This is a genomic window from Amycolatopsis sp. NPDC033938, assembly GCF_055575975.1.
In genome coordinates this window covers 241,935-255,932 of sequence record NZ_JBVIRO010000001.1, presented here as the reverse complement: position 1 = coordinate 255,932, position 13,998 = coordinate 241,935, and the positions used below count along the sequence as shown (strand labels likewise).

Here is a 13,998-nt window from a genome sequence, read left to right as displayed (position 1 = left end):
GCCATGGTCCAGGTCACGGAGCGCGTCAGATCACCCCGGACCGGCGTTTCCGTGAGAACGCTGGTCCTCGTGGGGTCGCTGGTCGCCCTCACCGCGGTCATCCTGCTGTCGATCGGGTTCGGCTCGAATCGCCTTTCCCTCGGCGAAGTCCTCCACGCCCTCTTCGCTTACGACGGCCGCTACACCGACGTCGTCGTCCGCGACGATCGCCTGCCCCGGACGGTGCTGGGTGTACTCGTCGGGATGGCGCTCGGGCTGGCCGGCTCGCTGATGCAGGCGATCACCCGCAACCCGGTCGCGGAACCCGGTCTGCTCGGCATCAACCACGGCGCCGCCGTCGCGATCGTGCTCGGCTCGGCGGTGTTCTCGGTGACTTCGCCCGGCGAGTACGTCTGGTTCGCTTTCGCCGGAGCGCTGGCGGGTACCGCGCTGGTTTCGGTGATCGGCGGGACCCGGGGCGCCACGAGCCCGCTGCGGCTGGTACTGGCCGGGGTCGCGGTCCAGGCGGTGTTCGTCGGCATCAACCAGGGCCTGCAGATGATCAACACGCACAATCTGCAGGCCATGCGGTTCTGGCTGGTCGGCTCGTTGGTCAACCGGAACCTGGACACCCTCTCCGTACTGCTCCCGTTCTTCGTCGCGGGCGTGGTCGTCGCGGTCGTGCTGGCCCGCGCGCTGAACGCGCTGGCGCTGGGTGAGGACACCGCTCGCGGTCTCGGCGCGAACCCGGCGCTCGTCCGGGTCGCCGGGATGGTCGCCGTCGGGCTGCTCTCGGCGTCGGCGACCGCGGCCTGCGGGCCGATCGCCTTCGTCGGGCTGATGATCCCGCACGTGGTCCGGTCGCTGATCGGCCAGGACGAACGCTGGGTGATGCTGCTTTCGGCACTGCTCGGGCCGGTATTGCTCCTCGGCTGCGACGTCCTCGGCCGGCTGCTCGGTTCGCCGGGTGAGATCCAGGTCGGCGTGATGACCGACGTCGTCGGCGGGATCGCGTTCGTGATCGTGGCCCGGCGACTGAAGGGGGTGCGCCGATGACCTCGCTCGTCCGCCGTGAGTCCGGTTTGGACAGTCGATCGATGGTCGTCGTCGCCGCGCTGGCCTTGGTGACCTTGGCTCTGGTCGTGCTGTCGGTCGGGACCGGCGACTACGAAATGAGCCCCGGCGAAGTGCTCACGACCCTGGCCGGTCAGGGCACGAAGGCGCAGTACCTGGTCGTCATGGGACGCCTGCCGCGCGTGCTGGTCGCGATCCTCGTCGGCGCCGCGCTGGCGCTGGCGGGGACGATCTTCCAGACGGTGACCCGGAATCCGCTGGGCAGCCCGGACATCATCGGCTTCACCACGGGTTCGGCGACCGGCGGCATCGTGACGTTGCTGTTCTTCGGCGGCGGCCCCGCCGTCGTCTCGCTCGGTGCGCTGGCGGGCGGCCTGCTGACGGCGGCCGTCGTCATGGCACTGTGCGCGCCGCACGGTCTGCTGAGTTCGCGGCTGGTGCTGCTCGGGATCGCGGTCAGCGCGGTGCTGGTCGGCGTGAACTCGTACCTGCTGGTGAAGGCGAACCTCGAAGCCGCCGCGCAGGCGGTCGGCTGGCTGGTCGGTGATCTCGCCGGACGTGACTGGAACTACTTCGTGCCACTGGCGATCGCGGTGGCGGTGTTCGCCCCGGTCGTGTTCGTGAACGGCCGCGCGTTGCGCATGCTGGAGATGGGGGACGACGCCGCCACCGGCATCGGCGTCGACGTCCCTCGCGTGCGGCTGACCCTGGTACTGGTCGCCGTCGCGCTGGTCGCCGCCGCCACCGCGGCGACCGGGCCGCTCCCGTTCATCGCACTCGCCGCACCGCAGCTGGCGCGCCGGATGACGCGCCTGCCGGGGCCGAACCTGCTGGCGTCGGTCTTCGTCGGCGCGACCCTGGTCGTCGCGGCGGACTACCTCGGCCAGCGCCTGCTGGAGTCGTCGCTGCTGCCGGCGGGCGTCGTCGCGGCGGCCCTCGGCGGCGCCTATCTCCTTTGGTTGTTACTCCGGCGGCGGGCCTAGGTCAGCCGCGTCAGCTGCACCGAGACGTCCAAAGTGGACTGACCACCGCCGGTGAAGATGCCCTTGAGCGGCGGGACGTCGGCGTAATCCCGACCGTAGGCGACCCAGACGTGCCGCGGCCCGACCGGGATCGCGTTCGTCGGGTCGTAGGCCCACCAGCCGCCGGTCCAGACGTCGACCCAGGCGTGGCTCTCGCCTTCGACCGTCTCGCCGAGCTTCGCCTCCGGTTTCGTGTGCAGGTATCCGGAGACGTACCGCGCCGGGACGCCGATCGCGCGCAGCATCACCAGTGTCACATGCGCGAAGTCCTGGCAAACCCCTTCGCGCGCACGCCAGGCGTCGGTCGCCGTGCTGTGCACACCGGTCGTTCCCGGCTGATATTTCAGCTGCTGGTTGACCCATTCGCAGACCGCGAGCACGGCCTCGGCCGGGTCGAGCCCCTTCCGCAGTTCGCGCGCGACCTTCGTCAGCTCCGGATCGCGTGGCGTGTACGGCGTCGGCGTCAGGTACTCGGTGCGGTGGTCGACCACGGTGTCGCTCCGCAGGTCCTTCCACGACGCCGAGCGGATCGGCTCGCCTTCGTCGGCGGTCTCGACCACCGACGTCGCGAGCACGGTGAACTCGGTGTGCGGCGCGTGAAGGTCGAACGAGGTGACGACGGTGCCCCAGTAATCCGTGTACCGGTAGGCGCGGGTCGCCGGCGTCGTCTCGACCCGGTTCACGACGGTGACCTGCCGCCGATCGGACCGCGGGGTCAGCCGCGCCTCGTTGTACGACTGCGTGGCGGGTGTCGCGTACCGGTACCCCGTCCGGTGAGCCACCCGAAGTTGCCAGGTCACAGCGAAACCTCCGCACCGCTCCAGGCCACCCACGGCGACGAATGGAAGAACTGCACCGAAACCGCGTCGCCGATGTCCTTGATCGACGTCTGCAGGCTGCCGAGCCGTTTCGGCAGATCCTCCAGCAGATCCGAAGGCCGCAGGAACTCCAGCTCGCTGCGGGCGCGGCCGAGCTGCCGCAACGCCTCCGACTTCTCGTTGGTGCGCGAGTTGACCCCGGGATCCAGTTGCTCCAGGCATTCCTCGGCCTGGCGCAGCGCGTGGAACACCGAACGCGGGAACAGCGTGTCCCGCAACAGGAACTGCACGACACGGGCGGCGTCGAGCGCGCCGCGATAGGTCCGCAGGTAGGTGTCCTGCGCGCCCGCCGACCGGAGCACCGTGATCCAGCCCGGCGACGACGCGCTGTCCTGAACCCGCGAAAGCAGCAGCCGCACCACCATGTCCGCGCGTTCGACCGAACGGCCGAGCACCATGAACAGCCAGCCGTCGTCACGGCTCATCGTCGAATCCGCGAGACCGGCGAACATCGCCGCGCGCTCCTCCACGAAGGACAGGAACGCGTGCGGGCCGGCGCGGCGTGCGTACCGCTGCCTGTCCGGCACCGCGTTCCACGTCGCGTTCAGGCATTCCCACAGCTCGGTCGAGACGACCTCGCGGGCGCCGCGGGTGTTCTCGCGGGCGGAGTTGATCGACCCGACGATCGACGCCGGGTTGTCCTTGGCGTAGGCGACCAGCTCGGTCAGCTTCCACACGTCGAGCGAGTCCATGCCCTCCGGCGAGATGCCGAGGACGGCGAGCAGCTGACGGCTCGCGTGGTCCGGATCGACGCTCGCGTCTTCGAGCAGCTGGTGCACGGAGACGTTGAGGATCCGGGAGGTGTCGTCGGCACGTTCGACGTACCGGCCGATCCAGTACAGCGATTCCGCGTTACGGGCTAGCACGGTACCCCCTATGCCTGTTGCTGCTGCTGTTGCTGGGTCGTGGTCAGCTCGGGACCCTGCTCGGCGACCAGACCGTCCACTTGAGACAGCTCGCCGAGGGCAGGCCGCTCCAGCTCGCGTTCGGCGGTGGAAGACCGCGCCGCCAGCACCCAGGTGTCCTTCGACCCGCCGCCCTGTGACGAGTTGACCACGAGGCTGCCCTCAGGAAGTGCCACGCGGGTCAGCCCGCCCGGCAGCACGAAGATCTCCTTGCCGTCGTTGACCGCGAACGGCCGGAGATCGACGTGCCGAGGCGCGAGCCGATCGTCAACTTTGGATGGAGCGGTGGACAGCTGGACGACGGGCTGGGCGATCCAGCCGCGTCTGTGCGCGCGGACCTTCCGCTTCAGCGCGGTCAGCTCGGCGGGCGTCGCTTCCGGTCCGAAGACGATGCCGTAACCACCGGAGCCTTCGACCGGTTTGACGACCAGCTCCTCCATATGCTGCATGACGTAGTCGAATTCGTCCGGCAGCCAGCACCGGAAGGTGTCCACATTGGGCAGCAGCGGCTTCTCGTTGAGGTAGTACTTCACCATCTCCGGTACATAGGTGTAGACGAGCTTGTCGTCGCCGACACCGTTGCCGACCGCGTTCGCGATCACCACGTTTCCCGCGCGGGCCGCGTTGAGGACCCCCGCGACCCCGAGCACCGAATCCGGCCGGTAGTGCACCGGATCGAGGAACTCGTCGTCGATCCGCCGGTAGATGACGTCGACCTGCTGTTCACCCTCGGTGGTGCGCAGATAGACGACGTTGTCACGACAGAACATGTCGCGGCCTTCGACCAGCTCGACGCCCATCAGCCTGGCCAGCAGCGAATGTTCGAAGTACGCGGAGTTGTGCACGCCGGGGGTGAGCACGACGACCATCGGATCGGCGACGTTCGCCGCGGCCGCCGCCCGCAGCGCGCGCAGCAGATGGGAGGCGTAATCGCCGACCGGGCGGACCCGGTGCTGGGCGAACAGGTCCGGGAACACGCGCGCCATCGTGCGGCGGTTCTCCATCACGTAGGACACACCGGACGGGTTGCGGAGGTTGTCCTCCAGCACCCGGAACGTGCCCTCCTCGTCCCGCACCAGGTCCACACCGGACACGTGGATACGGACGCCGTTGGGCGGATTGATCCCGAACGCCTCGCGCTGGAAATGCTCGCACGAGGTGATCAGCCGTCGCGGGAGAACACCTTCACGCAGGATCTGCCGATCGCCGTACACGTCGGCCAGAAAGGCCTCCAGCGCGCGGACCCGTTGCGCCACACCGCGTTCGAGTTTGCCCCATTCGACGGCGGTGATCACGCGCGGCACCAGGTCGAGCGGGAACGGCCGTTCCTGACCGGACAGCGAGAACGTGATGCCCTGATCCACCATGGCGCGGTCGATCGCCGCCGAGCGGGACGACAGATCCGCCGACGTCAGCGCGGAGATCGACTCGTACAGCGCCCGATACGGCTGGCGGACCGTGCCGTCGGTGGTGAACATTTCGTCGTACGCGCCCGCGTGCGGTCGCGACGGGGAGAGATAGCCGTCGAACTGCGCTCCGGGTTTCGCCGCCCGCCGCGCCGACGTCGTCGCCCGCGGGCGGCGGCCCGACGGCGGAAGGCGCGGCGCCGAGTTGTTGTTCATGGTCGCCATACTCGCTCACCCTGCCATGTCGGCGCGATACCCAACGTAAGGGCAGTGACGGCCGAAACGGCCCTGTAACGTCGCGGTGCTGTGCTTGCCGCCGGATGAGTGGCAATATGCGTGCTCTCGACACATGGGAACTACAAGGAGTGACGACGTGGCCCGATTGAAAGCGCTCGCCCTGATCCCGGCGCTCGCCGTAGCCGCGGGAGTGCTGTCCGCTTGCGGTGAGGAAGGCGGTACCGCAGCAGGCGGAGTCCAGCTCGTCGCTTCCGGCAAGGTCACCACCTGCACGCACTTGCCCTACCAGCCGTTCCAGGTCAAGCAGGGCGACAAGATCGTCGGCTTCGACGTCGACCTGGTCGACCTGGTCGGCAAGAAGCTGGGTGTCGAGCAGAGCATCGTCGACATCGCCTTCGAGAACATCGAGTCCGGCGAAGCGATGAACAGCGGCCAGTGCGATCTCGCGGCCGCCGGAATGACGATCACCGACAAGCGCAAGGAGAAGTTCGACTTCTCCGACCCGTACTTCGAGGCGACCCAGGCGCTGCTGGTCAAGGCCGGTTCGCCGATCAAGGATCTGTCCAACGTCGCGGGCAAGAAGATCGGTGTCCAGTCGGCCACCACGGGTGCCGACTACGCCAAGGAAAAGGCCGCCGGTGCCGAGATCGTCACCTACGACGACCTCGCGCTGCTGGAGCAGGCCGTCAAGAACGGCACGATCGACGCGGGCGTCAACGACAACGGCGTGCTCTACGACTTCGTGAAGACGAACCCGGACACGGCGGTCGTCACCGAGTTCAAGACGAACGAGTTCTACGGAATCGGCGTGAAGAAGGGCAACACCGCCCTGCTCGGCAAGGTCAACGAGGTCCTCAAGGCGTCCGTGGCGGACGGCTCGTACGCGCAGATCTACCAGAAGTGGTTCGGCAAGGCGCCGACCTGGCAGCCTGGAGCTGCGTCGAACTAGTTTGAAGCCGCCCTGTGGCCGGTGCCCAGCGCACCGGCCACAGGTTTGTCGCCACCTGTTTGAGGAGAGAAATGGCTTTGAGCCGCCGCCAGCGACGTTCGGCGTTCCGAACCGGGCAATACGTCCTGCTGCTGGTGATCGTCATCGTTCTCGCGCTGCTCGCCGACTGGAGCAAGATCGGCAAGGCGTTCTTCGACCTCGACGTCGCCGCGAAGCAGTTCCCCGACGTGATCACGGTCGCGCTGAAGAACACCGTCATCTTCACCGCGCTCGGTTTCGTGCTCGGTCTCGGGCTGGGGCTCCTGCTCGCGCTGATGAGACTGTCCTCGGTCGGCCCGTACCGCTGGTTCGCGCGCGGGTACATCGAGTTCTTCCGCGGCCTGCCCGCGCTGCTGATCTTCCTCGCCGTCGGCATCGGCGTGCCAACGGCGTTCAGCACCCAGCTGCCGCGCAACGTCGCGATCATGCTGGCGCTGGGCATCGTGTCCTCGGCCTACATGGCGGAGACCATCCGCGCCGGTATCCAGGCGGTCCCGCGCGGACAGGTCGAAGCCGCGCGTTCGCTCGGCATGTCGCCCGCTCGCACGATGATCACCGTCGTGATCCCGCAGGCGTTCCGGATCATCCTGCCGCCGCTGGCCAACGAGCTGATCATGCTGACGAAGGACTCTTCGCTGGCGTTCCTGCTCGGCACCACGCCGGCACAGCAGGAACTCGCGCAGTTCAGCCGCCAGGCGCTGCTCGAGGCCAAGGGGCTGACCCCGATCGTCGTCGCCGGTCTCTGCTACCTGGTCATCACCATCCCGCTGTCGATCCTTCAGCAGCGGCTAGAGAAGAAATACGGGGCCGGAGTGCCCGGCGGAGGGACGGTATGAGCACCCAGACGATCGTCGAGGTTTCGGGGCTGCACAAGGCGTTCGGCGACCTCGAAGTGCTCAAGGGCATCGACCTGCACGTCGAACGGGGCCAGGTCGTCTGCATCATCGGTCCGTCCGGTTCCGGCAAGTCGACGTTGCTGCGCTGCGTGAACCTCCTCGAGGAACCGCAGCAGGGCAAGATCGTGGTCAACGGCAGCGAGATCACCGATCCGGACGTCGACATCGACGGAGCCCGCACGAAGATCGGCATGGTCTTCCAGTCGTTCAACCTCTTCTCGCATCTGAGCGTGCTCGACAACCTCACGGTCGCGCAGCGCAAGGTGTTGAAGCGCGGCAAGGAGGAGTCGGAGCGCATCGCGCGCGAGAACCTCGCGAAGGTCGGCTTGGCGGAGAAGGAGACTTCACTGCCGACGCAGCTTTCCGGTGGACAGCAGCAGCGCGTCGCGATCGCCAGGGCGCTGTCGATGAACCCCGACGTCATGCTGTTCGACGAGCCGACGTCGGCGCTCGACCCCGAGCTGGTCGGCGACGTCCTCGCGGTCATGCGGCAGCTGGCGCAGGAGGGCATGACGATGCTCGTCGTCACGCACGAGATGCAGTTCGCGCGTGAGGTGGCCGACATCGTGCTGTTCATGGACGGCGGCGTGGTCGTCGAACAGGGCTCGCCGGATCAGGTTATCGGCGACCCGCAGGAGGAACGCACGAAGACGTTCCTCTCGCGGGTGTTGAACCCGAACCACCAGGGCTAACGTCCTCGGAGCTGAGACTCCAGCTGGATCACCTTGGCGGCGACTTCGTGCGGCCCGGCGCCCATGAGGCTCACCCAGCCCTTGGCGTCCGGGCCGAACACGACGCGGCCCTGCTCGGTGTCCATCCAGCCAGGTGGCCGCTCCACGCGTTTCCGGTTGCCGCCGCCGTCACGGATGGCGACGTACAGCCTGCCGAAGAAGGTGTGCGGCGACCGGATCCACTGCAGGATCTTCTTGGCGTCGCGGATACTCGGGCCGGTGCCGGTCAGCAGCTCGCCCTTCATGAGGACCTGCAGATCGGCTTCCGCGCAGTTCAGCGAAGGCGTCCGCGCGGCGGGTGCCTCCGGGAGCAGCCCGGTGAAATCCTGCGCGAGCGTGTCCGGCCGGGTCGGCGTCAGATAAACGACCTTGTCGACCAAAACGACAGTGACCGCTTCCCGGCCGCTGCCGGCGGCGCGAACCGTCCGTTCACGCCCCTCGGACTTCACCCACGAGTAGTACTCGACCGCCGGCCGCTGCAGAAAACGCAGCGTGTCGAGGAACTCGTCGTCGGCACGGCCGCGCCGGAGCAGACCCTGTCTGTCCAATTCGGACTGGGCAGTGGCGGCGAGCTCACGGCGTTCCTCCGGCAGGTACCACTGCGCGCCACGAACGAGCGTCGGATGGATGTCGCCGAGATTGTGTTGGTCCAGCAGGGTTTCGTAGGTCTGGAGCGTCAGCTCGACAGGCTTCTGGAGCACGGCTATGCGCCGATCACCGGCGGGACCGGCTTGTCACCGTCGTAGCCGCCGAAGATGGTGTCGCCGTCCTCTTCCTGCAGCGTGATCTTGCGCTGGTGCTCCTCGTCCTCGCCGCCCTTGCCGCCTTTACCGGCGCCCATTCCGCCGCCGCCCATGCCCGGCGCACCGGGCCTGCCCGCCGCGGATCCACCGGCCGGCGTGCCTGCCGGGCCGCGCATCGCGCCTTCGCCGGGCATACCGGCCCCGACCGCGCGACCAGGCCCCATCGATCCCGGCCCACCGGCCGATCCGCCGGGTCCGAACCCGCCACCAGGCCCGAATCCGCCACTGAACCCACCCGTTCCAGGCCCGAATCCTCCGCTCGGGCCGCTGCCGGTTCCACCGCCGGGCCCGAAGCCGGGCGGCCGGAAATCGCCAGGACGCATGGCGGGCGCGGGTTTCACGGACGAGAGGTCGGTGCCGTCGTTCGGTCGCGGAGACGGCAGCGGCCGCGGCATCTGCGGCATCCTCGGCGGCTGCGGAACCTGCGGCGGCCTCGGCGCCTGATAACCCTCGGCCCCGGGCGGCGCGCTGTACGAACTCGGCCCGCCGGTGTATCCCCCACCGGGACCACCATGCCGCCCCGAATCCCCGCCCGAATGCCCGCCGCTGAACCCGCTGACCTTGGTCTGACCAGGGTCGATGGGATCCGGCGTGATCGGACCGGCGGAGACGTTCGGATCGTGCGCGGCCGGGTAGACCGGCGCGAGCGACAGCTGCCGGGGCTGAGTGCTTTGGTAGTACGGCTCGTAGATTTCGACGTTGTGCTTCGTGTCCGCGTCGAACTTCGCGGCCGCGATCTCGTCGTCACTCGCGCCGATGGACAAGATGTCCTCGGGCCCGCTGTCCCCGGCGCGCTCCTTCTCGACCGGACGGACGTTGCCGCGCGTGTAATGGAAGGAGGCGTTCTGGTCGAACATCGACTGCCGGGCGCGGTCCATGTTCTCGCCCGCGATCTTGGAGGTCGCGATGAGCGGAGCGAGACCGGCTGTGCCGCTGTCGGCGGCCTTGCCCTTCCAGAAGGAGCTCAGCGCCGTTTGACTGGACTCCAACGCCTTGCTGATGTCTTCGTGGATGACCAGGAGTTTGTGAGACGAAACCTGGGCGGCGTCCAGGCGCTTCGTCGTGTTGGGGTTGGCGTTGAGCTTTTCGAAGATCTCCCAACCGCTGTAAGTCATTGCGCCGCCTTCAGATGCTGAACCGCGAACTCGCCGAACTTCGTGAGGAGACCGCAGGCATCGTTGTATTTGGGGCTGCCGCTGAAAAGTTGTGTGGTCAGGACATACATCATGTCGTCGCGAACACCGATCGCCAGATTGCACACCCCAGGGCCCTCACCGCCGTTGGCGTAAACGACCGCTGGGTAGCCGGCGATGTCGGCAACCGGCTGAAACGTCGTGACGCCACTGCCCTGCGCCTTGAGCGCGTACAAGTGGCTGAGCCCGTCCGGCTGGCTGACGTTGAGATTCCCGGTCACTGTCCCGGAAGTGTTCGTGAGGATCCACAGGCATCCCTTGCCGCCCGCGATTTCCTGCGGCTCGGCCGTCTTCAGCGTCACACCCGCACTGTTGATCTCCGACGTGCTGGCCGCGTCACATGCGTTCGCTTCCAAAGCCGTCGTCTTCAACGGGGTCGCTACCTTGGGAGCGCCTGCCCGGGGAAGACCGGGCTCCGCGGACGATGCCGTGGGCTGGCCAGTGGGCTTGCCGGGGTTCTCACCGTCGCATCCGGCGAGCAGGGCCACGGCGGAAGCGGCGACGGCAAGGACGACCATGGACCGAGAGCGCATTCAGAGAGCCTTTCCGATGGAGCGGATCGCGTCGAGTGCGGCCTGGTCTTGGTTCTGATAGGCCGTTCTGATGTCTATCAGGGTTTGCATATACGCCTGCGCGTAGGCGGCGGCTCCGTTGAGAAACGACTGGTAGGCCGCGCCGGACTCATTGGCCTTGGCGACATAGCCGTCACTCGCGACTTCGGCGCCCATGGCATCGATACCGGTGAGATTGTTGGCTTCCGCTCGCGCGCGGCTGAAGTCACGCTCGATGCAGTCCTGAAGCTGTTTGATCACGGCGTCCATCGCGGCAGGGTCGAACTCCCAGCCGCTGTTCGCCGAGGCGGCCGCGAAGTCGGCCTTCGCTTGCCCGCTGCCCAGCTCGCCGTAATTCGGCGGCGGAGCTGGCGCTGCGGCGCCCGGGATCAGCCCTGAGCCCTGCGGTGGCGCCTGCGGTGGTGTGGCGTTCAGCTGGTTGTAGATCCCCTGTGGGCCGCCGCCCGCTCCTGTCATGTCGTGCCTCCCCGCACGGGCCGCGATGGGCGCGACCTACCCGTAGTTCCCCACTGACTCCAAGCGGTGACGATAGCAGCAGGTAAACCGCCGAACAGCCCCTTTGCGGAAGATCACCATCCAAAGAGGGCACGGTGGAAGTATTTTGTCCTTAACGACGGTTTCGCCAGGTCAGGACTTCTTGAGATTCTTGGTCGACGCGGCGGCCGTCTTCGAAGATCCACCCGCAGTTCTTTCCCAGCGCGCCATCGTTACCGGCCGCGAAGGGCGCGACCTACCCGTAGTCCACCTCTGACTCCGGTGAGTAACGGTAGCAGCGACCCAGCCGTCCAGCGGCGAATTCAGCCAAGATCACCGACGCGGGCCCGAACGGCCTGATCCGGAGCCCGGTGGCCGTTCTGCCGTCGTGATCCGGTGGCAGGTTCCGGTCTACTGCTCTGGGCCACTTGCGAATCCGGTACGTGATCGGCTTCGCTGGTAGCCGGGGAACGACGGGGGAGGAAGCGAAACGATGCCGGGTTTTCGGCGCAACAACGGGCCGCGTGAGCCGGGGGAGGGCGAGCCGAACGGTGACGCCTCCCTGCCGCCGCTCGACCCGTTCGATCCGAACCCCGACAAGCGGTACGAGGTCCCGGCGTCCGAGTTGATGAAGCCGGGCACGACCGGTCTGCTCCGGTGGCGCCGTCAGGCGACCAACGCGCCGATCGTGCAGGTCGAGGACGCCTACATCACCGGGACGCTCGATCTGCGTGCGGCGGACATCAAGTATCTGTTCCGGTTCGAGCGGTGCCGCTTCGAGCATCCGCCGGACGTCCGCGAGGCGCATCTGCTGGGGCTCGTGTTCCGCAAGTGCTGGCTGCCCGGGCTCAAGGCGCGGAACCTCCGCACCCGCAACGACGTCCGCCTGATCCGCAGTGTCGTGCACGTCGACGGCGAGCACGAGATCGAGGAGACCACGGTCCAGCGCGGCGACGATCGTGAACGCGGGATGCCGAACGCGGCGGTCAACCTCACGGACGCGGTCATCGAGGGGTCGGTCGTGCTCACGCGCACGGTGATCTCCCATCCGCGGGGCAAGGCGATCCAGGCCGACCGGGTCACCATCGTCGGCGCGTTGCTCGCGTATCGGTTGGTGGCCAACGGAGAAGTCCGCATCCCGGGGATGCGGGCAGGCGGTAACGTCAACTTCTCGGGTGCGACGCTCAACAACCGGGACGGCTTCGCCCTCAACGGAAACGGTATCCACATCGGTGGCAGCCTGCTGTGCGAGGTGGACAACTACGGTCCCGCCGCGCAGCGGAAACGCTTCTCCGCCAGCGGGATCATGTTCCTGCCGAGCGCCACGGTGAACAGTGACATCATCATGCGCGAGGCCAGGCTCTCGGTGAACCAGTCCGGGCCGATCGTCGTGGACGCGTGGAAATCGAACGATCCGTACATCGACCCTCGGCCGGCGTTGGTCGCGGATCGCTTGACGGTCAACGGAAACCTCGAACTGAGCGACGGGTTGCAGGCGACCGGGACGCTGCGGATGGTCAACGCGCGGATCGGCGGTTCGCTGCGGCTGGCCGGTGCCGAGGTCCAGGTCGTGCGCGGGCAGAGCATCCCGTACTACGACCGGGCGATCCATCTCGACGGGACGACGATCGGCGGCGACATCGAGGCCACGAGCCTGCGGGTGCCGTCGGGACAGTTGCGCCTGGCCGACATCACCGTCGGCGGCAACGTGCTCGCGTGGAACTCGCTGTTCCTGCATCCGCGCCGCGACGTCTTCTCCGCGCGGCGCGCGAAGATCGCGGGGAACTTCCAGCTGACCGACGCGACCGTGCAGGGAACGCTGCGGTTGCAGGGTGCCGAGGTCGGCGGCAGCGTGAACCTCTTCGGTACCAGTCTGACCGAGCCGGGCGCGCGGACGAACACCAGTTACTCGCTGGACGTCCGCACCGCGCGGATCGGCCGTGACCTCGTCCTCACGGAGAACAAGGAGCGTCCGTTCGTCGCGCAGGGCGGGGTGAACCTCGACGGCGCCCAGGTCGCGCGACGGGTCGATTTCCGCGGTTCGCGGCTGGGTTCCCTGCCGCAGCACGGGATCGCGCTCGACGGCAGTGACGTTTCGGCCGACGAGTTCCTGCTCACCCCCGGCACTCCGCCGGACGGCCGGATCGTGTTGCGGCGCGCGCATTGCGGCACGCTGGGTGACAACGAGGCCTTCTGGGCGTCGGCGGCGGGGATCGAGCTGGAGGACTTCCGGTACGACGCGCTGCAGGAGGACATCGCCCTCGACGACGACAGGGCGATCGACCATCGGATCGTGTTGCTGCGCAAGGCGATGGACGGCTACCGCCCGGGACCCTACGACCAGCTGGCCGCGACGCTGCGCGCGTCCGGTAACGAAGAGCACGCCTCCACGGTGCTGCTGAAGAAACAGCAGTTCCGGTACGAGGCGCTCGCGAAGGGCTTCAAGTTCTTCGGGCCCGGCGTGCATGTGTGGAGCTGGCTGCAGCGGTCGATGGTCGGTTACGGCTTCCGTCCGGTGCGCGCGCTCGGCTGGCTGCTGACGCTGCTCGTGCTCGGCAGTCTGTGGTTCGGGCTCGGGGTCGACGACTGCGTCACGAATCCCAAGCTCACCGTGAGCGGCCCGCGGTGCCTGGTCAACCAGGACGACACCGGGCTGCAGTGGAATCCGGTGCTGTACACGGTCGATCTCCTGGTCCCGATCGTCGACTTCGGGAACAAGTCGCGCTGGTACATGCACGGCGTGGACAACTGGGTCGCGGCCGGGTTCACCGCGTCGGGCTGGGTGCTGGCCACGACGGTCGCCGCCGGTATCAGTCGCATGCTCCGGCGGGACAACTGAG

13 protein-coding genes are annotated in these 13,998 nt (G+C 67.7%); 6 read left to right on the top strand and 7 right to left on the bottom strand.

Annotated elements, in window-relative coordinates; translation table 11 throughout:
* Nucleotides 1-3: 3 nt before the first annotated feature.
* Both ACZ5ZX_RS01325 and ACZ5ZX_RS01320 read left to right on the top strand, forming a co-directional pair.
* Nucleotides 4-1,035: a FecCD family ABC transporter permease gene (locus tag ACZ5ZX_RS01325; RefSeq protein ID WP_465500104.1), complete on the top strand. Its 1,032-nt coding sequence runs from the start codon at nucleotides 4-6 to the stop codon at nucleotides 1,033-1,035.
* Nucleotides 1,032-2,036 carry a FecCD family ABC transporter permease gene (locus tag ACZ5ZX_RS01320; protein WP_465500103.1) on the top strand — a complete coding sequence of 335 codons (1,005 nt, stop codon included), beginning with the start codon at nucleotides 1,032-1,034 and terminating at the stop codon, nucleotides 2,034-2,036. Before ACZ5ZX_RS01325 ends, ACZ5ZX_RS01320 begins: the two co-directional genes overlap by 4 nt.
* On the opposite strand, the gene ACZ5ZX_RS01315 is transcribed toward ACZ5ZX_RS01320, so the two are convergent.
* The 3 genes from ACZ5ZX_RS01315 to ACZ5ZX_RS01305 are packed head-to-tail and all read right to left on the bottom strand — an operon-like array spanning nucleotide 2,033 to nucleotide 5,489.
* Nucleotides 2,033-2,875 carry a transglutaminase family protein gene (locus tag ACZ5ZX_RS01315; protein WP_465500102.1) on the bottom strand — a complete coding sequence of 281 codons (843 nt, stop codon included), beginning with the start codon at nucleotides 2,873-2,875 and terminating at the stop codon, nucleotides 2,033-2,035. The genes ACZ5ZX_RS01320 and ACZ5ZX_RS01315 overlap by 4 nt on opposite strands.
* Nucleotides 2,872-3,819, bottom strand: coding sequence for an alpha-E domain-containing protein (locus ACZ5ZX_RS01310; RefSeq protein WP_037307323.1), 948 nt, complete (start codon nucleotides 3,817-3,819; stop codon nucleotides 2,872-2,874). Before ACZ5ZX_RS01310 ends, ACZ5ZX_RS01315 begins: the two co-directional genes overlap by 4 nt.
* A gap of 8 nt (nucleotides 3,820-3,827) precedes the next feature.
* Complete coding sequence (locus tag ACZ5ZX_RS01305; protein WP_465500101.1) at nucleotides 3,828-5,489, bottom strand: circularly permuted type 2 ATP-grasp protein; 1,662 nt, start codon at nucleotides 5,487-5,489, stop codon at nucleotides 3,828-3,830.
* A 148-nt stretch (nucleotides 5,490-5,637) separates the two neighbouring features.
* Between ACZ5ZX_RS01305 and ACZ5ZX_RS01300 the strand changes: the two genes are divergently transcribed.
* The 3 genes from ACZ5ZX_RS01300 to ACZ5ZX_RS01290 all read left to right on the top strand — a co-directional run bounded on the left by ACZ5ZX_RS01300 (nucleotide 5,638) and on the right by ACZ5ZX_RS01290 (nucleotide 8,077).
* Nucleotides 5,638-6,450 carry a basic amino acid ABC transporter substrate-binding protein gene (locus tag ACZ5ZX_RS01300; protein ID WP_465500100.1) on the top strand — a complete coding sequence of 271 codons (813 nt, stop codon included), beginning with the start codon at nucleotides 5,638-5,640 and terminating at the stop codon, nucleotides 6,448-6,450.
* 71 nt (nucleotides 6,451-6,521) lie between these two features.
* Nucleotides 6,522-7,325, top strand: coding sequence for an amino acid ABC transporter permease (locus tag ACZ5ZX_RS01295; RefSeq protein ID WP_465500099.1), 804 nt, complete (start codon nucleotides 6,522-6,524; stop codon nucleotides 7,323-7,325).
* Entirely contained in the window at nucleotides 7,322-8,077 is a 756-nt protein-coding gene (locus ACZ5ZX_RS01290; RefSeq protein ID WP_465500098.1) for an amino acid ABC transporter ATP-binding protein, read from the top strand. The genes ACZ5ZX_RS01295 and ACZ5ZX_RS01290 overlap by 4 nt, the downstream gene beginning before the upstream one ends.
* Here ACZ5ZX_RS01290 and ACZ5ZX_RS01285 read toward each other — a convergent pair.
* The 4 genes from ACZ5ZX_RS01285 to ACZ5ZX_RS01270 are packed head-to-tail and all read right to left on the bottom strand — an operon-like array spanning nucleotide 8,074 to nucleotide 11,140.
* Nucleotides 8,074-8,817: an ESX secretion-associated protein EspG gene (locus ACZ5ZX_RS01285; protein WP_465500097.1), complete on the bottom strand. Its 744-nt coding sequence runs from the start codon at nucleotides 8,815-8,817 to the stop codon at nucleotides 8,074-8,076. The genes ACZ5ZX_RS01290 and ACZ5ZX_RS01285 overlap by 4 nt on opposite strands.
* 2 nt (nucleotides 8,818-8,819) lie before the next feature.
* A complete protein-coding gene (locus tag ACZ5ZX_RS01280; RefSeq protein ID WP_465500096.1) occupies nucleotides 8,820-10,034 on the bottom strand; it encodes a hypothetical protein in 1,215 nt (404 codons plus the stop codon).
* Complete coding sequence (locus tag ACZ5ZX_RS01275) at nucleotides 10,031-10,630, bottom strand: DUF3558 domain-containing protein (RefSeq protein ID WP_465500095.1); 600 nt, start codon at nucleotides 10,628-10,630, stop codon at nucleotides 10,031-10,033. Before ACZ5ZX_RS01275 ends, ACZ5ZX_RS01280 begins: the two co-directional genes overlap by 4 nt.
* Before the next feature lie 15 nt (nucleotides 10,631-10,645).
* Nucleotides 10,646-11,140 (bottom strand): hypothetical protein, encoded by a 495-nt coding sequence (locus ACZ5ZX_RS01270; protein WP_465500094.1) that lies wholly within the window; start codon nucleotides 11,138-11,140, stop codon nucleotides 10,646-10,648.
* Nucleotides 11,141-11,651: 511 nt separating this feature from the next.
* On the opposite strand from ACZ5ZX_RS01270, the gene ACZ5ZX_RS01265 reads away from it, so the two are divergent.
* Nucleotides 11,652-13,997 (top strand): oxidoreductase, encoded by a 2,346-nt coding sequence (locus ACZ5ZX_RS01265; RefSeq protein WP_465500093.1) that lies wholly within the window; start codon nucleotides 11,652-11,654, stop codon nucleotides 13,995-13,997.
* Nucleotide 13,998: the final 1 nt, after the last annotated feature.

What these genes read in the sequence shown, in the direction of transcription:
- ACZ5ZX_RS01325 (WP_465500104.1), top strand. Translation starts at nt 4, where the DNA reads ATGGTCCAGGTCACGGAGCGCGTCAGATCACCCCGGACCGGCGTTTCC.
- ACZ5ZX_RS01320 (WP_465500103.1), top strand. Translation starts at nt 1,032, where the DNA reads ATGACCTCGCTCGTCCGCCGTGAGTCCGGTTTGGACAGTCGATCGATG.
- ACZ5ZX_RS01305 (WP_465500101.1), bottom strand. Translation starts at nt 5,489, where the DNA reads ATGGCGACCATGAACAACAACTCGGCGCCGCGCCTTCCGCCGTCGGGC.
- ACZ5ZX_RS01295 (WP_465500099.1), top strand. Translation starts at nt 6,522, where the DNA reads ATGGCTTTGAGCCGCCGCCAGCGACGTTCGGCGTTCCGAACCGGGCAA.
- ACZ5ZX_RS01290 (WP_465500098.1), top strand. Translation starts at nt 7,322, where the DNA reads ATGAGCACCCAGACGATCGTCGAGGTTTCGGGGCTGCACAAGGCGTTC.
- ACZ5ZX_RS01280 (WP_465500096.1), bottom strand. Translation starts at nt 10,034, where the DNA reads ATGACTTACAGCGGTTGGGAGATCTTCGAAAAGCTCAACGCCAACCCC.
- ACZ5ZX_RS01275 (WP_465500095.1), bottom strand. Translation starts at nt 10,630, where the DNA reads ATGGTCGTCCTTGCCGTCGCCGCTTCCGCCGTGGCCCTGCTCGCCGGA.
- ACZ5ZX_RS01270 (WP_465500094.1), bottom strand. Translation starts at nt 11,140, where the DNA reads ATGACAGGAGCGGGCGGCGGCCCACAGGGGATCTACAACCAGCTGAAC.
- ACZ5ZX_RS01265 (WP_465500093.1), top strand. Translation starts at nt 11,652, where the DNA reads ATGCCGGGTTTTCGGCGCAACAACGGGCCGCGTGAGCCGGGGGAGGGC.